At 34.9% G+C, this 22,796-nt stretch carries 11 protein-coding genes; 5 read left to right on the top strand and 6 right to left on the bottom strand.

The window, feature by feature from the left end:
- Positions 1-37 precede the first annotated feature (37 nt).
- Positions 38-751, top strand: coding sequence for a PKD domain-containing protein (locus CG11_RS10795; protein WP_052596030.1), 714 nt, complete (start codon positions 38-40; stop codon positions 749-751).
- A gap of 824 nt (positions 752-1,575) precedes the next feature.
- Positions 1,576-2,085, top strand: coding sequence for a hypothetical protein (locus tag CG11_RS10790; RefSeq protein ID WP_052596028.1), 510 nt, complete (start codon positions 1,576-1,578; stop codon positions 2,083-2,085).
- A gap of 54 nt (positions 2,086-2,139) precedes the next feature.
- Here the strand turns inward: CG11_RS10790 and CG11_RS10785 are convergent, their stop codons facing one another.
- From CG11_RS10785 to CG11_RS10770, 4 genes are all read right to left on the bottom strand, one after another.
- Positions 2,140-2,760, bottom strand: a complete 621-nt coding sequence (locus CG11_RS10785; RefSeq protein WP_052596025.1) for a hypothetical protein — start codon at positions 2,758-2,760, stop codon at positions 2,140-2,142.
- Positions 2,761-3,062: 302 nt separating this feature from the next.
- Complete coding sequence (locus tag CG11_RS10780) at positions 3,063-3,545, bottom strand: hypothetical protein (protein ID WP_156039741.1); 483 nt, start codon at positions 3,543-3,545, stop codon at positions 3,063-3,065.
- Between the two features lie 153 nt (positions 3,546-3,698).
- Positions 3,699-5,237 carry a hypothetical protein gene (locus CG11_RS10775; RefSeq protein ID WP_052596020.1) on the bottom strand — a complete coding sequence of 513 codons (1,539 nt, stop codon included), beginning with the start codon at positions 5,235-5,237 and terminating at the stop codon, positions 3,699-3,701.
- A gap of 1 nt (position 5,238) precedes the next feature.
- The gene (locus tag CG11_RS10770) at positions 5,239-6,816 is read right to left on the bottom strand and encodes a hypothetical protein (protein ID WP_052596018.1); all 1,578 of its coding nucleotides are present in this window, start codon (positions 6,814-6,816) and stop codon (positions 5,239-5,241) included.
- 132 nt (positions 6,817-6,948) lie between these two features.
- On the opposite strand from CG11_RS10770, the gene CG11_RS10765 reads away from it, so the two are divergent.
- The 3 genes from CG11_RS10765 to CG11_RS10755 all read left to right on the top strand — a co-directional run bounded on the left by CG11_RS10765 (position 6,949) and on the right by CG11_RS10755 (position 14,077).
- A complete protein-coding gene (locus CG11_RS10765) occupies positions 6,949-7,878 on the top strand; it encodes a hypothetical protein (RefSeq protein WP_052596015.1) in 930 nt (309 codons plus the stop codon).
- A gap of 238 nt (positions 7,879-8,116) precedes the next feature.
- A complete protein-coding gene (locus CG11_RS10760; RefSeq protein WP_052596013.1) occupies positions 8,117-10,252 on the top strand; it encodes a T9SS type A sorting domain-containing protein in 2,136 nt (711 codons plus the stop codon).
- A 441-nt stretch (positions 10,253-10,693) separates the two neighbouring features.
- Positions 10,694-14,077, top strand: a complete 3,384-nt coding sequence (locus tag CG11_RS10755) for a hypothetical protein (protein WP_052596010.1) — start codon at positions 10,694-10,696, stop codon at positions 14,075-14,077.
- Positions 14,078-14,262: 185 nt separating this feature from the next.
- Here CG11_RS10755 and CG11_RS10750 read toward each other — a convergent pair whose 3' ends face one another.
- Together CG11_RS10750 and CG11_RS10745 are read right to left on the bottom strand one after the other, a co-directional pair.
- The gene (locus CG11_RS10750; RefSeq protein WP_052596007.1) at positions 14,263-15,198 is read right to left on the bottom strand and encodes a type IX secretion system membrane protein PorP/SprF; all 936 of its coding nucleotides are present in this window, start codon (positions 15,196-15,198) and stop codon (positions 14,263-14,265) included.
- 11 nt (positions 15,199-15,209) lie between these two features.
- Entirely contained in the window at positions 15,210-22,265 is a 7,056-nt protein-coding gene (locus CG11_RS10745; protein ID WP_052596005.1) for a gliding motility-associated C-terminal domain-containing protein, read from the bottom strand.
- Positions 22,266-22,796: the final 531 nt, after the last annotated feature.

Raw genomic sequence — 22,796 nt, 5'->3', positions numbered from 1 at the left:
ATCCCTGTTTTAACTCACTTTTTTAATCTTGAATCTAATGAAAAACCTATTCGCTCTACTCCTTTTAGGATTATTCACAATAACCGCTTTTAATTCCTGTGAAAAAGCACCACCAGTTTTTAGTATAGGCTACGATGGTGATCTATATGAAGGCGAAAGTATATGTTTTGAAGCCTCTAGTACTGGATATGATAATTATGCTTGGAACTTTGGTAATGGTCGCTATGGAGGAGGTTCACCATATTGTAATACTTATACAACAGCAGGAACATACACTGTTGAATTAACCGTAACCAGTGGAGGGAAAAACTATACTTCTACAGAAGAAATTACTATAAAAAGTAAACCTCGTAAAATCAAGATAAAAAAAATAACGCTCACCAATGTAGATTATCAATCTAACTGGGATCCTCACGATTCAAGCGGACCAGATGCATACCTAACCATAACAGAATCCACATTATCTAATACAGGAACTTGGTCAAAAATAGAACATTACCAAAGTCCAATTATACAAAATGTTACCGCAAACTCTTTGCCTTTAGTCTATACACCTAATATAGAGCTTTCCTCTGGGATTAGTTATGATATAGCATTATATGATGAGGATGGAACCTCTGATCATACAATGGCACTTGGGGCATATATTCCTTCTCTAGCAAGAGCATTTCCTTTTACTGATACTAACATAACTCTAGATTTTACTTTTGATTCAGCCAAAGGATCGGTAGAGATAGAATATATTTATTAAAACATCTATTCTATCCCTAAAAAGTGACAAGTTCAAAAAGCGGGGGTGTTTCTTTTTTTAGTTCCTAGATTTTAAATTTTCGGATTTTACGACCAACACGACCAACATTTTATATAAACAATTGACATTCAAAACAAAACCCTGTTGGACTTGTGTTGGATTTGTTGGAAACAGCCCCTTTTTTGTTGGACGAACCCCTTAATTGTTGGTTTGTTAACATTTTCATAACTTATATAAATAAGTATAATAGACCAACACCGACCAACATTTTGAGGGCTGTTTCCAACAAGAACCAACAGCTACCAACACTATTATTATTATTATTTATCTAACTCTATCTATTATATATAAAGGCTTTCAGCGTTTTTAGCTCTTATTCGTAGTTTTTCATGTTGGACGTGTTGGACGTGTTGGACGCACTTTTTGAAAATGGGAACAAATTTAGGCTTTCCCACAAACTATAGCTTTAGTTAGTTAGCTTTTTTCTTTATTTGTGACATGACATACGACAACTCATTTTCCAATATATATTAGATATATTATTAAGTCTACAAAAAAATTAACCTGTTACCTATCCATTGGATAAAAAAGGATTACAAAGATAATAGCTTCAGCTTGAATAGCATTATCATTAAATATATAAGCAACTGATTTAGTTAAACTTAAGAGCTGCTCAGTATTCTCTCTCCAGCTCCACAAAACCCCTTAATTAATTGATAATTAAGGGGTTAAATATTTAAAAAATATATAATTAATTACCTTAGATATCAATAAAGTAACGATTCTAGACCGTAACTAGTCGATCACCCAACGAATATTAGAATATGCTAATACAAAATCTCATTTCAAAATTTTCAACGTATATTTTTGGTTATGAATATATCAAGAATCCTTCTTTCTTTTCAAGTTTATTGAATGGTAAAGAATTGGTGCCTATTTTTTCTGATAAATCAGGATCAGTCGTATGTATTTGGGAAAAAGATAATAAGAAAAATATTGTTTGGATTGATAGTGAAGGTACACCATGTAACGTTTTCGGTGAAAGCATTAACGATTTTCTAGAAATCATGCCTTATGGTCCTGAGTTTATATATGATTATTTGTCTGCGATTGAAAACCATAAATTAAGCCCAAACTTAATTCCACACCCTAGCCAAACTTTCACCACTAATTACATAAATAAAACTTATATTAAAAACAAAGCAGATAAAAAAATCATCAATGATTATTCTGACTGGTTGAAAAAAAACAATTTAAATTTAAAAGAAAATCCAACTTTAGGGATCGAGAGATTAGTTGACACTTCAAACTTTTCAAGTTGGTTTAATAGTTGAAGTTATTTAAAGTCATAAAAAACGAATAATAACTAATAAAACGGTGTACTAGCGTCATGACAGGAACTCATCTACTGCCTTGTTCATGTTTATTACATCCCGTTTTCGCCCCCCAACAAACGCCCTTTGCCAATTCATAAATCCCTTATACATCAACACTTTATCTACATAATCTAAGAAATTCATTTTCATTTTGATAATCCCATACTCTAAGTCATAATAGTAAACTTCGTTGCTAACAAATCCATCTACAACTTTGAAACATCCACAAGATGTGATATCCCCATTATGAAAATCAAAAGGTCTTAACAATTGCAAGGTTTCTTTTTCATCATGCTCAAAATCAAACCATAAGATATCCTTCCAAGGTGCTTTTTTATTGTTGTGAATGAAAATTTTTTCTAAATTATAAAAATGGATACTTCCCCAGATCTGATTCCGAAATTCTAGATTTTTATGGTTATTTTTTTCTAAAACCCACGATAATCGAAATCCATCTAATTTTTTATAGAACTCGTGAATGTCCTGATGAAAAACCAGCCCAGCATCTTGCTCTATTTTTTTTATAAAAGTGTTATTTTGGGAGATTCCAATAGAAAAATCTATTTCGGCAATCGATTGGTTGCAACATTCTTGTATCGTAGAAAGCACTCTTTTTTTAAAATCAATATCCATAAATGACGTTGTTGAATACAGTAGTAAAAATGAATAAGAGGTATGAATTTAGGTTTCCTTTAGACCTTTTGCAAACCCTCCACAGTTACGAACGTAATGGTTATTTTGAAATATAAACAATTCTTTTCTGTGTCTAAAAAAAAGCGAATACAAACAGTTGGATCACTTTATCTATTGATAAGGATTGTCTTGGTACTTGTTGGACAATTAAATGGATATATCTTATTATCACAACTAGGAGTTGTTTTATATTGATATCTTTTTTTCTTAAAGAGTTTGTTCCTGAGCATTTCAATAAACATCTATCGCTCCCCATCCCACTTAAATACAGTGCCATTTAGTGGTGGAGGAACATTCTTTAATCCCTTTGCTTTAGCAGCTTTGTACCACCTTTTATAAATAAGATATAACTTCGTAACTATTTTATTATCAACAACTCTATATCTTACAAACGATTCTCCTTTGAATGTTCGACACAATTTATATTTCAAATTCGTTGTTTGAGAAACTTCATTCGTTGAGTTCATGTACTGAATTTGAATTTGTTCACAAAATTCTAAATCCCCATAATAGATGGCACTAATCAAATATAATGCAATAAACTGATTAGTTCCTAAATTAGCCTCTTGAATAGTTTTTGATTTTTTAGCGTTAAAATTCTGTTGAGTAGCTTCATTCGTATATTCAAACCATGTGTTATTAATACGTTTATCTCCTTTTTTACTGAGTAACGCTTCAAGCAGCTCTAGTTTGAGACTATCATTTCTTAGAGTTATTGCCTCCATGATTTTAGTTTTAGAATTTAATAGTGGATCCCTATCGGATCTTTGGCAAAAAACAATCTTTATAGAACAGTTCATCAGAAAAAATAATACAACTATTAAATGTTTCATTCGCTCTTTGTTATTCTTTTTTCAATTCTTGTTTGATTATTTTCACTATTCAGCCTCCCCCACCTCAATAACTCCAGTATGCCTAAAAAACAACTGCTTAAAAGGCGAACCATCTATTTGGTGATCAATCCAACCTATATAATTAAAAAATGTTAAAAACTCCTCCTTGTAATTGGGCGAGTTGGAAATTTGTTCCACCATTTTCTTTCGAATAGCAATCATTTTTTCTTTGTGCTCTTGTTTGGGTAATTTAATCAAGTTATTCAACAAGTCAATTAATCCCTTTTCAGTTTCCAGCAACAATTCATTTTTTCTAAGCAATCGTCGAAGATTTTTTAACAATGATGTGAGCAAGACATACTCCTCCTCTTCATAGTAAATAATCATCTTGAGTAACAAACTAGGGTTTTTAATCAAACTATTAACCTCCTTTTTCAGCAAAAAATCATCAATAATAATTAGCGTTTCATAGTACTCTTTTTTAGCATAATGGTACAACGCTTTTTTGTAATGAAACAAACTTCTATAATGACTGTGCGAGTAGTTTTTGATAAATGCTACCTTTTCCTTATTATCGATGAGAAGTTGGTCAAATTGCTCAAAATCCCCCAATAAAAGATGTATATCCATTTTACCCAGAAGCACATGCATATGGATATTTTTATTCTCAATATTCTTAGGATACTTTAAGACCGTCGATTCTATTTCTTCTATAATTATGTGCATTTGGTCGATACTGGGCGCAAAGTTTAACATACTAATCAAGGACGAATAATAGTATAATTTGCAATGTTCAAAAACCTCTTGCGGCTGTTGTTTGAGTTCTTCGTAAAGTTGATGAGAATAGCAATAAGAATCGTTGGGATCCATTAAAACATTTCCTAACATTTTTCTCAATTGCAACTCTTGTGCTCTTGTCGTAATACCATAGGTATTTTCTTGAGGATTATACACTGGCAACGACTCTTTTATGGCAAGAACAGCATCAAAAGCCTGTCTTGAATTTTTTCCCTCTACGGTATACATTAACTTTCCTGTATGCGTTCTATAGAAATAAAAAGCGTTTAAAGCTTTGATTGCTGCCTCGTATCGCTGTGTATTTCTTTCAAAATCAGACACTTCTATATTAGCATAACGAAAACGAGTGTTGTGTAAAACAAACCACCAATCGTAGAATATTGGAAGAAAAAAGACCTTATCATGCAATATGGCCAGTTCTAGCAGTTCTTGAATTTTTTCTTCTACCTCTACTAGCAATTCCTTTTGAAAAAGGATTGCCAAATCAGCTAAACCTTCACGCAAAACAGCATCAACATCTTGGTAAGCAGGTTGGTTTCTTAAACTTTTAAGAATCAGTTTGTAAAGATAATTTTGCAGCCCACTTAGACCTTTCACTCCTTTAAATTTCTTTTTAAACTTCTCTCGATCAACTACTTCTAACTTATCTAGGTAATCAAATATTTTTAGATAAAAAACCTCTTCTTTTCGTTTTTGTTTTTTAGTAAAAAGCTTAAAGAATCGTTTTTCTTCTTTTTTTAACGACTTAATCAGTCGGTGTAATTTGATTGTATTTACTCGGTTCATTCTATTCTTGATTATCTTTTTCCAAAAACAATGCGTTTTGTCTCTCTTCTATCGAATCAATTTTAACTACCCCCAAATGCATAAAGAAAAGATCTGCAAAAGGAACATTAAAAATTTGGCTATCCATCCAACCGATGTAATTGAAATAGATTAAAAATTCTTTTTGAGCAGCATCAATCGTCGTCAAATAATCGGCTATCTCTTTTCTGGTTTGAATTAGAATAGCTTTGTGCTCAGAATCAGGAAGCTTAATAAGTTTTCCCATTAAAGTGATCAACTGCTTTTCGGGGTCTAACAATGCTTCTCTTTTTCTTAAAAAACGAGTAAAATTTTTAAGATAAGAAGCCAATAAAATGTACTCCTCTTCTTCATAATAAATAATCATTTTTAGATACAAACTAGGGCGCTTGAACATCATGCTAACATCCTTATCGCTCAAGAACATTTCAAACGTATCCAAAGCATTGGCGTAATCCTTTATTCCATAATAATAAAGCATCAATTTATAATACCAACAATCGCGATAATACTGGCTACCCGAATGAACTATAAGCTCTACAATATCTTTGCGCTCTTGGATGAATTGTTCAAACTTTTGAAAGGCTCCTGTTAAGAGATACAAATCTATTTTATTAATTAATATTTGTATCAATAAATGATTGTCTAGGTGCTTTGTTTTGCCATCCGTAAAAGTTTCTATCTCTTCTATTGTCTCTGCTAAATTTTTTAAGCTCGGAGCGCTCCCCATCTGTGCAGCAAGGGCTTTGTAATAATATTCTTCGTACACTTCAAAGGATTTGGGGGGTAATTCCTTCAGCATTTGTACCAACTCTTTTTTATAAAAATAACTCTTCGAACTATCCATTAAAATAGCGGCATGGACTCTTCGAAACTGAAGTTCTTGAATTCGAATGGCAATATTGCCCTGTTTGTCATTGGAATCATATTCTGGAAAGAACTTGATGATTTGATTCAGATCTTCGACAATATTCTTAGAATCTTGATCTTTTACCAACCACATCATTCGCCCCAATTGAGTTCTATAGAGATGATATTGTTGTAAATTTTGAATAGAATTAGTATACATCTCAATACTACTTTCCAACAAAGATTTGTCTACTTCGTGATAATGAAAATAAGTATTCTGCAAGATAAACCACCATTCGTGAAGCATGGGCAGAAAAAATACTTTGTCATGCTGTACCGCCACCTCTAACAATTGCTCTAACTTTTCTTGGCTATCAATAAATAGTTCCTTTTTGTAAAGTATCTCTAAATCCATTAGCCCCTCTCTCAGCAAAACATCAACATCTTGGTAAGTAGGCTGGTTGCGCAAACTTTTAAGGATTAATTTGTACAAGTAATTTTGCAACCCACTCAACCCCTTGACTGTCTTAAACTTTTTCTTGAATTTGTCTCGATCAACCTCCTCTAACTTATCTAAATAGTCAAATACTTTTAGATATAAAACATCTCCTTTTCTGTCTTGTTTTTTAGTAAATAGTTTAAAAAATCGCTTCTCTTCTTTTTTTAGTGTTTTAATTAATCGATGTAGTTTGGCTGTGTTTATCCTATTCATTCTATTTAGTTATTAATCAAAATCTTATATGATTTTAAGTAACGTTGGGGGTATTAAAAGTACCATTTTTTAGGTTTGCCTTACTTCAGTTAGTCTCATAACTTTGCGTCATTCTAATTAAAATCCAAAAATATGCAAGAAACAAAAAAGACAAACGCCAAGAATGTGGGTTCATTTATTTCTAATGAATACTTTCAATTTTTGACTGGCAATTTTAAAAACCATTTCCCTAGTATCAACAATGCTACCTGCATTATTCCTTGTGATTTAATTTATCAAACGCTTCAATCTTCTGATAAAATCACAGGAATACGCTTTATGTATGGTTTGAGAGATTTACTCAATCCTAATTCTATTCACTTATTTCTAGTACCATGCGTTACTCCTGCTGACGATGTTGAAAATTGGAGCCCGTTGGTATCAAAAAGTGGTTATTATAATCACCAAGGCGATTTGTTTACAATAACAGAAGTTGCTGAAATGGTTCATAACTTTGTGGGGTATTATGCCGAAGGGATTCATGCAACCTATAAGGATGCTACTAGAGGAATTTATTTTGGAATTAATTCATTGTTGGGTATCTTAAATATTCCTCAAACACATTCCATTCAATTCCACTTAGGACTTAAAGATAAGACAATTCCTGCAGTACTTCAACCTTTGGATCAATTAGGGCAACCAATTCCTGATATTTATATGGATTATGGTCAACTAGATCCAGATAGCATACCAGATGCTCCATGTATAGCAACGTTAGCTGTTGAAACATTATCTATTGAAAAAGAACTGAATTTATTTAGAGCATTTAGAGATACTTCTATGAGAGACTATCTCTATGGAGGAATGCTTTATGAAATGTATTATTTTATATCGCCTTTTGTGACCTCGGTTATTGCTCATCACCCTAACAAAAACGAATTGTTAAAAGATTTGTATAACAATGCGATTACTCCGTTTAGAATATTAATTCAAAATGAAAAGCATCAAGAAGCTTTGTTTTTGTTAAAAAGAGCTTTAGAAGACTTAGTCAATACACATCAAGTCTCCTATGCATTAGCTTGATACTAATTTTTTCATTTCCCCTTAGCAGCAGCAATCAAAATTTTGCCCTTTTCTTTAGCATTAAAGAAAAAGACAAAGTTACTGTTAAATTTAGTTTATCCTTTCATTTAGCAATTTAGTAGTTCTACGAGAAGCTTTTTAGCTTCTCGTTAGATTACTTAATATCATCTATATAGTTATTTATCTACTCTCCTTACAATTATCAAATATTATTTATCTTAATTACAACTAAAACTATATGTTTAAATCTAGTCTATTATTCACTAGTGCGCTTGCACTAAGTTTATTTCTTAACACTGATGCCCTTGCTCAAACAAAAATCTGGGGAGTTGGCTCCTCTGTAGGTGTTGCAGAAGCTGAATTTCAGAATTCATTTATTCAAGACACCATAGGACCTTATGATCCCAATGCTTGGACGGCTTTAACTGTTTATGAAAATTGGGGCAATACAACAGGAGGTGCTAGCCACGCTTTTTGGACAAGAAGTACTTTAGGACATTCTCAAGGTCTATATTCTAGCCCCCCTTATTATAATCCAACTCCACTTCCTTCGCCATCTTTAAGTAATGGAATTGCTATCTTTGATTCTGACTTTTTGGATAACGATAGTATCAGCGTAGGAGCGGGTTCTTCTCCTGCAAAGCATAGAGGGGAATTAATTTCACCTCGAATTGACTTAACTGGGTATACAGACTCCGCTCTTGTCGTTAAGTTTTTCTCTCAATATGTTGCCAATGGAGTAAACACCGACGAATTGAGCGTTTCTATGTCAACAGACGATGGTACTACTTGGAGTACGCCTTTTGATTATAGAATTTTGCAAGAAGAAGATGTAGCTGGTTTTGTTAGTGTGCCTATGCCTACCGTAACAGCAGGAGTAACCAATTTAACAGAATGCCGCATACGATTTGTCTTTGATACATACTATTTCTTTGCATCTATTGATGATATTAGCATTGAAATTGCTCCTGATTATGATATTGCAATTGGAAAATCATCACACGTTAACAATGTTTTGGGTAAAGGAGATATTGTTAGAATAAGTGGCAACCAATACTTTCCTTTATCAAACATAGATCCTACCGATTTAAAAGAGTGGTTCTGGGGTGCTAAGTTGATCAATTTTGGTGGCAAAACATTGTATCCGCAAGACAATGCACAAATGCGTGTTTCAATTGATTTTTATGAAAGCAATACAGGAAACCTAGTGAGCAATGTTTATAGTGATACACTCAACGTGGACACCTTAGAAGCCGGACAGTACAATGGCAAGGTTTTTATTGCCTATTTAAAAAATCTTGATTTTATTATTAATAATGGCGCTGGAGAATATCGTGTAAAATACTGGGTAACTCACGACCATTCAGATGCTACTACAGATAACGATACTGCTTACCATTCATTCAACATTACTAGTAAAACTTCTAGTTATTTATCTAAAGCAGGTTTGAGTACATCCGATAATCGTGTAGCATATTCTAGACGTTATTTCCCTGGCAATGGCAATTATACACACTTTGAGTGGGGATCTGCATACCATTTTCCAAAAGGGCAGACCAACAATATTAGAATAGATTCTATTGATTTCCGCTACTTTATTCCTACTTACAGTGGACCTGATTCTCAAACACTGGTTGTGAATATTTACACCATAGACGATGGTTCAGGAGCTACTCCTGCGAATGGCTATATTGGAAGCGATGAGTTGACTTTGGTAGCTGAAGGATATGTTTTGCTAACTAATCTGACGTCTATGGCTCCCAAAAGTTATGGCATTGCAACAGCAACCAACTTTGTTGATGCTTTAGGAAATCCGATGGGTGCTTTAGAAGATGATCAAATGTATTTCATATCGATTGTGCAAACTGCTGCTTCTGGTGGAGGTGCTTCATTCAACTATAGCAATGGTATATCTATAGCTGGTGAATATCAAAACTATGCTTTAAACAGACTTATGAGCATACCTGATACACTTCTTATTAATACATCTAGAGTTACACAAACTGCTGTGGGGCAAACCCCTAATTCTTATGGATTAGGATATGGCTTGGATAATGTACCTTCAATTGGTATTCACTTTGCACCAGATTCAACAACAACAAGCATTGCTCAAGTAGAAGCGAATAACTCTCCATTGATGGTTACTCCAAATCCTGCTACAAAGAATATTCAGATAGAGATGAATCTTACCACTGCTACCGACGTTCAATATACTTTAACTGATGCAATGGGACGCGTACTAAAAACCGTCAACAGCAAACAAGTTACTTCCGAAATACAGACGATTAATATAGAATCACTCCCTACAGGTGTCTACTTCTTGACAGCAAAAACAGATCAAGAAAAATGGACCCAACGTATTATCAAACAGTAAGATTTTTAATTTTTAGCTTTAGGCTATCGTATAGAACAGAATTTTTTTTATCAAGTATAAAATAGTAACTCTACCCAACTCTTGGTTAAATAAATGTAAATTGGAATAGTATAATTTTATATTTAATATACTTTTTTGTTTTGTACACAAAGCTTAGAATTTAAGTACTTTGTTTTAATGAATTTGAAAACCGCTTCAATATTTGAGGTGGTTTTCTTTTTTCAATAGTTAGCTGCGCTGCTACTATTTTTTATTACTTAGAAAATTTTATCTGAATTATTTTTACAAATATACAAACACAAGCACAAAACCAACTAGTATTCAACACATTAACCAACTAACAACAACTGTAAGCATCTTAAAAGCTCTATTTTTTTGATTTGCTTTTAATAATAATACTAGATAGTTTTGTTTGGTCTTCAAAAGCATACCAAATCAAATATGATCAAACAACTATTTAGTGATTTAGAATCACGCAACGAAAAAAAAATTAAGGCAGCACTTCAACAACTAGAAAATGAGCCTGCCCTTAAACAACAGGCTGAACAGCGTTACCTAAAACTTATTCAAGCTCGATTGAATACCCCTGAGGCTACCTTAGCAGATATTTATGCTGCCTCTCCTAGCAAAGAAGAGGTTGATTTAATCAGAGAACGCCTATCTTCCGACGAATCGTTGAGTTTTGAAGGGCTGATGGAAGATAATCTTTCGCAATCCGAAAGCAAAGCTTTTGTTGATTTGGTTGGAGGGGTTATTGCAAGTTGCTTGGACATAGAAGCTCATCTTACACAAGCCAAAAGTATTGACAATTACAAGGATCTAAAAATCTTTTTGGACAATAATAACTATGGGCTAAAAGCCCCTTTGAAAGAACAAATTGATTTATCTAGTAACAGCCGGTGGTTTGCCAAAATTGCTAGGAAAATTTATTCTGCCAAAACTTTTAAAACCATTTATTTTAATCATACTGTTTTTGTCTATGCCAACCAATCTCTTGTCTTAAAAGAGTTTATGTATTTCATCCTTGGGTATCGAGAAAAACATCCTCACACCCCTTCTAATGCTTTTTTGGCAGGATATGAAACGATTTACATTGATATTGCTCAATCAACTACTATTAACCTAACAGAAGTTGCTTGGATATTGCCACTGAAATACCATATTAATTTACTGGATAGTACCATTGAGTTACCAGACAATCCCCTAAGCCTAGGTCGAAAAAAATGGGATCTTTTCAGAATTAGCAATGAATCAGCTTGGGCATTCTCTCAAAATGACCATTTCTTTTTATCAAGAGTCACAAAATCTGAACTTGAGAAAATTCTAACGTTACTAGAGTCTCGAAAAGCAGAAAAAGTTGAGAAAGCACTACGTGCCTTAGAAGAAAATATTGATTTAAAAAAAATTGCAGAACAACGATATTTGCCACTTATAAAAGCGAGACTCAATAAGCCCAATGCAACACTTGCCGATATTTTAGAAGCAAGCCCTAGTCCAGAAGAAGTTCGACTCGTAAAAAAGATAAAATATCTAAATCCTGAAAAATATACTTTAAACCTTACAAATTTATCGGCTAAAGAAAGTAAAGCTTTTGTTGATTTGATTGGAGGGATTATTGCTGGTTCTATTGATATCAACAATTACATAGAGGCGGTTAAATCAACCAAAAACCAAGAAGAATTAAATAATTTATTATGGCGCCGAGATGAAGATGGCTATGGCAATACCTTGCAACTATCTCTTTTGCGTCAACAAGACCTCAACCCTAAAGGTTGGTTTGGTCAAATCATCCAAAAACTCTTATCGACCAATAACTATAATGTATTTTACAACTTAGATTTTATACATTTTGAATTGGACAGAGAAGCTGCTGAAGCATTTAACAACTCTATTGTCTTACCAGCGTTTATGTATTATATCTATCGTTCTACCTATAACAATGGTTTTGAAATTAACATTCGACAAGATGTTTTCCCTAATCTAACCAACTTATTTTGGGTCTTCGGAAGCGTACCTACTATTAAAATTCACGATCAATCTATCGACATAAAAAAACAGATCCCTCCCAACAACTTATTAAACTACTCTAGAGAAATTCCCAACATAGTTGTTCCTAATGATAGTAATAATAATTCATCCACCTCCACTAACAATAAAACACCTAACATGATTAAACAATTATTCAGCGACTTAGAATCGCGCAATGAGCAAAAAATCAATGCCGCTCTTCAAGTATTAGAAAATGAGCCTGTTTTAAAACAACAAGCCGAACAACGTTACCTAAAGCTTATTCAAGCTCGACTAAATAATCCTAAAGCTACTCTAGCGGACATTCATGCTGCTTCGCCTAGTGATGAAGAGGTAGATTTGGTCAAAAAGGTACTCTCTTCAGGAAATTGCTATGATTTTGAATACTTGGATGAAAGCAACTCTAAAGCTGTAGTAGATTTGGTGGGTGGAATTGTCGCGAGTTGTTTGGATATGGATGCTTATATAACAAAAGCTAAATCCATTACGAGTTACGACCAATTGTGGGAATTTTATGAAACTCAATTTCAGATGTTAAAAAATGCTTTAAAGGATCCTATTGATTTGTCTTCTAATAGTAGATGGTTTGCTAAAATTGCCAAAAAGGTAAGAGCGGCAAAACGATGTTACCAGTGGCGATTTGATCATACCAACTTTGAAACAGCCAACAAATCCTTGGTTTTAAAAGAATTTATTTACTTTCTATTTGAGAAAAAGCACAAAGATGATCTGGATAGTTGGGCTCCTTCTATTGAAATTGATGTTTTCCAATCTACTCCCCCTAATTTAACGGAAGCGATTTGGCTCCTGATATACCGAACTAATTTTGTTATCAAAAATACCACTCAAGTAGCTATTTCTCCTTCTCCGCTATCTTTAGAGTTAAATCAAAATGTTCATTTTAAAATCGAAGCCGATATTTCTGATTTCAATCATGGTCCTTATTATACGGCTTATAACGAAGAGTTAGTCAAAATTCTACTAAAACTAGAGTCTAGAAATGAGCAAAAGATAAACAAAGCGTTAGAAGAATTGGAGTGGAATGTTCACTATAAACGAATTGCAGAAAGGCGTTATTTACCTCTAATACGACTTAGGCTGAATAATCCTGAAGCTACTTTGGCTGATATGTATGCTGCCTCGCCTAGCAAGAAGGAAGTTAATTTAATTACTTCCAAAAAATTCTTGGACATCGAAAATTATACTTTAAACCTGAAACTTGCAAGCCCAGAAGACTGTAAAACATTCATCAACCTAATCGGAGGAGTTATTGCTGGTTGTATGGATATCAATAAATATATTCAAGTTGCCAAGACAACTAAAAATACTACGGAATTAAATGCCCTACTCTGGACAAAAGAAAGCAGTGGTTATGGCGATGAGCTTTCAGTTCATCTAAACCGCCATTATCGCCTTGTACAAACCTCTAAATATAGTCAACCTAAAGGTTGGTTCACGGATATTGTTAAGAAGTTAAGTTCAACCAACAAAGGGAGTCTATTTCACAACTTAGATTTTATCAATTTCCAACTAAAAGACGAGGTTGCTAAGGCTTTTAACGAAGCAGAGATGTTGCCAGAATTTATGTACTACATCTATCGTTCTACCTATAATAATGGCTTTGAAATCAATATCAAACAAAACATCTTCCCCAATTTGACCAATTTATTTTGGATCTTTGGAGCAATTCCTACTATCAAAGTCCATGATCAAGCAATCAACATTGTGGAACAACTGCCTCCTAATGATCTATTAAACTACTCTAGAGAAGTTCCTAATGTTCAACTTCCTGCTTAGTATGTTCTGATAACCGTTGTTAGTAATTGTTATACCAAACAACTATAAAAATCGGCAACAATATTTTGAGATTTATTAATGACAAAAGCCTGCTTTATCCACCAAAAGGAACTAAGCAGGCTTTTTCTATTCTATAAAGTTAACTTGTTTGAGAATTTTCATGCCCTTTTCTTTTGACTATTGGTCTAAAAGAAACGTTCGTTGTACAACTCTCCTATTTTTTTGCGCTTGATAAACCAATAACTCATCATCATTTCAATAGACCCAGAATTATATTCTCTCAGTGCATTGGTACTGTAATCGTACGCTGCCGCTATACGTAGTTGAGGTGCTACTTGTATTTGTACAATAGCGCTAATAGATGACCCTACTCGATAAGTTACACCAAACAAAACTCGATGCACAAACACAAAACTTAGATTAATATCTATTGCTAATGGTGCATTAACGACGTATTTTAATAAAAGATTTTGTTGTACTTGAACCTTTTTAGATAGGTTAAAAATAAACCCTCCCATCATATAGTAATGCTGTGTAAATTCTGGTTCGACAGCACCATTAGATGCTACAATATTAAAATCCCCTTCATTCACAAAAATATGCGGCACCGAAAGACCTAAGTACCAGTTTTTAGCTTGATAATATGCCCCTGCTCCAAAATTCGGTAAAATTCTGCTTGTGGTAGATTGAGGAATTGCAGCATCAAAATTATCAATTAAATCAGCTTGGTCCCAACGTATTTGAGTATAATACATAGAACCTCTTAAGCCTAAACTCAAAAAGGATTCATTCTTAAATCGAATAATATAAGCATAACTAGTCTCTATATTAACACGATTTGAGAAACCAATTTCATCATAACTAAGGGATAAGCCTAGTCCTAATTTTTTTTTGAGAACCGCACCATGTCCATTAAGGGTAATGGTTTGTGGTGCTCTATTAATACCTACCCATTGCTTGCGATAGATAGCAGAAAGCAAAAAAGAAGACTTTGCCCCCGCATAGGCAGGATTAAAACTCAATTTATTGAACATAAACTGAGTGTACTGAATATCCTGTTGACCTTGGCTATTAAAAGAAAGCAAACAGGCACATAAAGATAAATATATATACTTTTTCATAGCGTCGTTGTTTATCGTTTAATTTCTATAGATCCATTTTGTGGTGTTTTGCCTTCTATATGTAGGATATAAAAATAGACACCATCTGGCAAAGGTTGATTTTGGTGTGTCCCATCCCAATCGCTAACGTAATTGTCTGTTTCAAAGACTAAGTTCCCCCAACGGTTAAAGACGACCAAAGCTGCCTTTTCAGTAGTATTCTGCAAACAAGGAATAACAAAGAAATCATTTTGTCCATCGTTATTAGGTGTAAATGCTGTTGGAGTATAACAATCCCCTGGAGGTTGAATAGCTACTGTCACCAATGCCGTATCACAGACAACAGGGCAATCTGAATTACAAATTTCGTAAATAAAATATTGGTTCAGTACGGCACGATTAATATCTACTTCAAACTGTCCATTGTTCAAGTTCGTCATTTGACCATCAATCATTGGCGTTTGGATAAAAATGTCCCAATTGGGTGGCAGTGCATCATTTAGGATAACATCAATTGTAGCTATCGTTCCATCTGGTACAAGATTAAAACTATCTATGATAGCTATAGGGTTAACATCATCTAAAATAACATACATTGTATCAGAAGAGTAATCTACGCAAACCCCATTTGACAAAGACCAGATTAGCATAGTCGTATCTTGTGCAAAATTACTAACCACAGTAGTTGGTAGACTTGGATTGTCTATGATTGCCGTTGTTGGAGTTGACCACTGTCCTACTCCCATTGTAGAAATAGTCGCCGCCAGATTGATGGTATCAGGACTGCATGTTACATCTGGTCCAGCATCGGCTTGATCCGTTGGTATAGCATCAATATTAATGACCACTGTATCACTAGCATAAACACCACAAGAACCATTTGCCAATTCCCAAACAAACATATAAGCATTGCCAGGAACCAAGCCAGATACTGTAGCCAAAGAATCGGAAGGGTCTCCTATAATTACCCCTGCATTAGCTTGCGCTGTGCTTTGAGTCCAGATTCCCGTACTAACACTAACAGGGCTTGCTTCTAAAGAGGTTGTTGTATCTTGACACAAGTTTTGATCAATACCTGCATTGGCAATATCTGGACTTGCTGGAATCACTTCTATTACAATAGAATCCATAGATAGATTCGCACAAGTAGCATTAGACAATGTCCAGTAGAATACGTGGATACCAACAGGAATACTAGTCAATAAGGTATTGGCGGCATTAGGATCATCGATAATTGCCCCCGAATTAGTCGTCCATGTTCCCACCAATGGGCTCGGAGGAGCTGCTGCATTTAACCTTGTAGAATCAACGGAACATAGTAATTGGTTTGTACCAGCCATAGCAACAGCCGCAGTGTCTAACACTGTAACCTCTGCGATACAGGTAGATGTGTTGCCACTACTATCCATAACAGTCAAGGTGATGGAGTTGACTCCTATATCTGGACAATCAAAGGTGTCTTGACTCAAAGTAAAACTCTGTAACGCACAATTATCAAAACTACCTCCATCTAGACTAGTCGCATTAATATTAATTGTCGTTCCTGAAAAATATACCGTATCGTTTTGACAAATAGCTGTAGGAGAAATGGTGTCTCTTACCGTAACCTGTGTGGTACAAGTGTCTGCATTTCCGCTCTGATCAACAACATAAAGTTGAACGGCGTGTGGATTAGAAACTAGATCACTACAATCAAACGTATCCCTTGACAAAAGATAGCTAACAATCGTACAATTGTCAACACTACCGTTATCAACATCTAAGGGTTGCAATATTGCCAATCCATTGCTAGGGTCGATTGACACTGTTGTATTTAAATTACAGTTGGCGGCTGGTGCAGCTATATCCTCTACATAGATTGTCGTAGAACAAGAATCTACATTACCACTAATATCTGTACCAATTAATGTAACCGTATTTACTCCTAAGTTTGTACAATCAAGTGTTAGAGAGGGCTGCCCATTAATTGTTAAAGTAGGAACGCTACAATTGTCTGATGACCCCGCATTAATTGCTAAAGGTCCTACAACTACATTGGGTCCTGTTAGTTGTATTGTATCAGGTTGACAAGAGACAATTGGTTTAATCGTGTCGCTCACAATTATAGTCGTTGTACAAGTAGACACATTTCCTGTAGCATCTCGAACAACTAGCGTAATAGGATTGGGATTGTTGGTTAAGTTAGTTGCATTGAATGTTGCATTAGGCAAGCCTCCAACACTGTAAGTCAAAGATCCACTACAATTATCTGTACTTCCATTATTAATAGAACTCGCTGGAATCGAAGCAAAACAAGTATTATCTAAATAAACGGTCAAGTTTCCAGCTCCTATACAATTAGCAGTAGGAGGTATCGTATCCAATATGGTTACATTAGCAGCGCACTGTGTCGTATTTCCTGATACGTCCGTAATAATCAACTGCACAGTATTGGTTCCAACTTGATTACAATTAAAGTTTACAGAAGAAAAGCCATTTACAGTTGACGTAAAGGAACAATTATCATAACTACCAGCATCAATCAAATTTGGTGTTATAACTGTAATTCCTGTACTCCCTAAGTACAATGTTGTATCGTGACATAAAGCGGTTGGATTAACAGGATCGTTTACAATAATGTTGGCAGCACAATTTTCTTGATTGCCCGAAGCATCTAAAACAGATAATGTTACAGCTGTGTTTCCGATATTTGCACACGAATAGAAGAAAGAATCTGTACCATTCACTAACATGGTGTCAATACCACAAAAATCATAACTTCCATTATTAATATCCTGCGGAGTAACAAAACCATTTCCAAACGTATCTAATTGTACCGTATAAGGAACCGTTGTACAATTGGCAACAGGAGGAACAGTATCTAATACTGTTATGGTTGTTACACAACTTGCTGTGTTTCCAGAAATGTCTGTTACAACAACAGTCACCATATGTGTTCCTATACTATCACAAGTATAAACAATATTATTTCCTTGACCTGCAAAAGTAGAGGTCAACGCCGTACAATTATCTCCCGTTGGCGGCACCAAAACGGTCGTTGGAGTTACAGTTACTGTTCCAGCTCCTAGATATACGGTAGCTGTCTGACAAGATGCAGTAGGATTTGTATTATCTTGAACTGTAATTTGAGAAGTACAAGAATCTGTATTTCCATTCACATCAGTAACTACCATTGTAACAGTATGAGGATTGGTATAAATATCGTTACAGAAAAACGTATCTTTAGACAGATCATAAGATGTAATGGAACAATTGTCAGCACTTCCTAAATTAATCATACTTGGAGTCAATACTCCAAAAGTTCCACCCGAATTTAAATTCAAGGTTCGATTGGGACGGCAACTTGCATTGGGAGCAATATTATCTTCGACAAATACAGTAGTTGTACAAAAGTTGCTATTTCCACTAGAATCTGTTGCCGTTAGAGTTACTGGATTGATTCCTGCATCAGAGCAATCAAAATTTAACGACGACTGTCCTCCATTCAAGGTATAGGTTAAACCATTACTACAATTGTCTGTAGACGTTCCTAGAACCATTGTGGGCGTAAGCATTGCAGTCCCAGAAACATTTAATTGGAGTGTGTCTACAACACATGTCACTGTCGGACGAATGGTATCAATTACATTGACTGTTGTATGACAAGTTGTTGCATTCCCACTAGGATCCGTTACGGTTAAAGTAACTGGGGTTGTTCCCAAATTAGCCGCATTAAATGTAGCATTTAGTAAGCCACTTACCGTATAAGCACTACTAGTCAGATTACAATTGTCGGTACTTCCATTGTTAAACGTAGCCGCAGGAATCGAGGCAAAACAACTGGCATCTAAGTAAATATTGAGACTTCCTGGTGCAATACAATCTGCAACAGGGACAATCGTATCTAATATAGTGACATTAGCCGAACATTGAGATTGATTGCCAGGTAATCCTGCATTATCGGTTACTGTCAGCTGAACAGAGTTGACACCAGCTTGGTTACAATTAAAGCTAACAGAAGATTGATTGTTTATTTTACTCGTAAAGGAGCAATTATCGCTACTTCCTGCATCTATATCTGCTGGGAATACTGTTACAACTCCTGTTGCTCCCAAATAGATTGTTGTATCATGACATAAAGCTGTTGGATTAATGGCATCTGTTACTAATACACTAGCCGTACAGGTGCTTTGATTTCCAGAACTATCCAAAACAGATAATGTGACGGTATTGGTTCCTAAATTATTACAGTTAAAGCAAAAAGAATCTACTCCATTGACCAACATCGTATCTAAATTGCACAAATCGCCACTTCCATTATCAATATCAAAAGGAGTAACACAACCAATACCAAATGAATCCAATTGCAAGGTAAAAGGAACGGGTCGACAGCTTGCCGTTGGTGCAATTGTATCTACAATCGTTACTGTTGTGACACAACTTGATGTATTCCCAAAATTATCTACTACTAATACACGCACCGAGCGACTTCCAATACTATCACAATTATAAGTAATACTATTTCCCGTAGAAAAAGTAGCACTTGCTATTCCACAATTATCGCTTGTTGTTGGGTACACCAACACACTATCAGGTGTAATCGAAACAACACCTGAAGTATTGATATAAAATGTCCTAGTTTGACAAGATACCGTTGGAGCAATATTATCTTGTATCGTAATATTTGACGTACAAGTAGCTCTATTTCCAGAAGAATCACGAACCGTCAACGTAGCAACTTGCGTACCTAAATCTGCACAAGTATAAACTTCTGAACTCGCATTATTAATCAAATATTCCACCAATCCGCAGTTATCCGTACTATTCGAATCAATAGCAGTGGGCAAAACAGTCACGACTCCTGTTGGTCCTAATTGTGCTACAATAGATGCCTCACACAATGCCCTTGGGCGGATCGTATCAATAACATCTACTGTTCCTATACAAGTAGCTGTATTTCCCTGTGCATCTTCAACAATTAGTGTAGCAGATTGTGGGGTAAAAATAGTCGTACAATTAAATGTTGTAAAGCCATTCCCTAATACATTCACAAAACTGTCGGTTACTCCGCAATTATCCCAACTTCCTGCACTCAAATCAGCAGCATATACGGTTGCAATTCCAGAATTATTAAGGTAAGCACTTGTATTCGTACAGGAGGCTATAGGTCGAATAGTGTCCCACACACTAACAGAAGCATTGCATGTACTGCTATTTCCAAAACTATCAATAACCGTAAGAACAACTACATTAGGATTACTAGTTATATTAGAACAATTGAACGTTGCTGTTGGATTTCCTGCTATTTCAAAGGTTAGGTTGGTCCCTGTACACAAATCCGTGCTACCATTATTTAAACTATCTGCCTGAATAATAGCATTGCCCGTTCCATCCAAATAAATAGACGCATTTTTACAATTCGCAATAGGAGGAAACGTATCAACAACTGTAATCCAACCAATACATGAATCTCGATTTCCATTAGCATCAAAAACATGTAAAGTTGCCTGTTGAATACTATTTAAATGAGAACAATCAAAATTGATACTAGAAAGACCATTGATATTAATGCTATCTATACTGCAATTATCTGCCGAGTTATTATCTATATCACTAGCAAAAACAGTTCCTACCCCACTTGAATTTAGGTAAACTGTATCATTTTTACAGATTGCAACAGGGGCAACAGTATCGACAACTACAATAATAGCATTGTGACAAGTATCTAAATTACCAGAAGCATCAGCAACAATTAAACGAACAGTATCAATACCTAAATCGGCACAAGTATAGACAGGAGGTGGGGCAAATTGATTGCCAATCCATCGTCCAATAACAGGAGGACAAACATCAAAACTACCTCCATCTACATCTGTAGCAGACACCGTCACAGCCCCATTTGGATTATTTGTTAAATAGGCGGTATCTTGACCACAAACTGCAGTTGGAGCGATGGTATCAATGACATTAACAATAATATTACAATTGCTTATATTACCACTTGGATCACTTACTTGAGCCGCAAACTGTTGAAAGCCAGTCACACAACTAATGGGAAGGTATGGACGCCACGGACCTCCTGATAATGGTCGTACTTGCTTAATCATTGAACCACAATTATCGGTTGCAATAATAGAATCTGCCCAAAAAGTATCTCGTCCAGTAGCATCCAAGTACAATGTCCCTAAGACATTTGGAAAACACTGAGATATTACTGGAGGTTCGTTGTCTATCACAGAAACCAAACTAACACATGACTCTACACTATCTAAATGATCTCGAATTGTCATGGTTACTGGAACCGAACTGCCAACATCCGAACAATTAATAGTAGCAGGTGAAAAACTAATATTTTTGACCATGCACGATACATCGCTAATACTATCTAAATCTACAAATTGAAAGGCGTGTACACCCGTTGCACCAACACCAATAGTAGGGTTTGTTTTGCAACTAGCTTTTAATTGTGTCGCATCGCAAGTGATAAGAGTAATACAATAGGAGTGAATACATAATTGAGGACCTGAAGTGGGTGCATCATCAATTCCTCCAATACTCCACAAACCATGTGGATTTTCTCCACAATAAAATCGTAGTGGATCTTGATTGGGTCGAACGGTATCGCGTCCTGGCACTGGTGTAGATGCTGGCAATAAAGAATTGCCTATATCTCTAAAAACAATGGTGTCACGAACAATATTTGACAATCCTGTAAAACTAGAAGAAGTTCCTGCAAAAGGACCTGTTAAAGCAGATGCCGCTAGGTATCTTGTCGGACCAAAAGGTGCTTGAATAACAAATCCAACATGACTTAAATCGGCAGGTATCCCTGTTATTGAGGTACAACTTCCATCATCTGTTTTAGACCAGACAATTTCTACCAAGACATCGACTATTTTGTGCCCAACAGGTATGTCAGAAGGCGTAAACCCTACATTACCAACCAAAGTTCCTGTCGTATTTCCCATACTTATCGTTGGCCCACCATAACATTTGGTTGTTACCTGTTGAAAATTGGTTAATTGGGCTTTGGAGGACTGTGCAAAGAAGATAAATAGTAAACACAGAAACATCCCATAATTTGGGACGAAATGCAGTTTGTTTTTCATATCCTTGGGGGGATTTAATAACCTGTCAATTAAATTATTGTGCAAAGCTAAGCAATTTTTACTTTTCTGACTTTTCATAAGCTACAGAATAAAAAGAAACTTCTACTTTCCCAATATCAATTGCCTATATCTATTGCGATCCCCTTAAGTTCTGCAAGAACAACAAAACTTCACCAAGCTCTGATTACCAAAACAATATGCATAAAAATAAAACTTCTTAAGTTTGTAATTCTTAATTATAAAATAGGACAAAACTATTTTTTTATTAAGAAAAACAAAATAAGTTATTTGTTAGAACTGGACACAACACCACTTCTATTGTACTATTTTTCAGAGAGGCAAGTAAAATTCTTACATAGTATATAATATTAACTGTCCATTAAATTAGAATAAATAATGATTGATTATATTCTGTCTTAAGATAATTGTATTAGATGAGGCGGGGAAATTGACAAGCTAGAAAAAGAAATAGTTTTCAGTTAAAAAATTACATCTCTTCTGATCGATTAGTTCTTTAGAGTTGTATTTTGC

Source organism: Aureispira sp. CCB-QB1 (assembly GCF_000724545.1).
Taxonomy (GTDB): Bacteria; Bacteroidota; Bacteroidia; order Chitinophagales; family Saprospiraceae; genus Aureispira.
The sequence above is the reverse complement of the archived record's forward strand: the minus strand, read 5'-3'. Positions and strand labels throughout refer to the sequence as shown.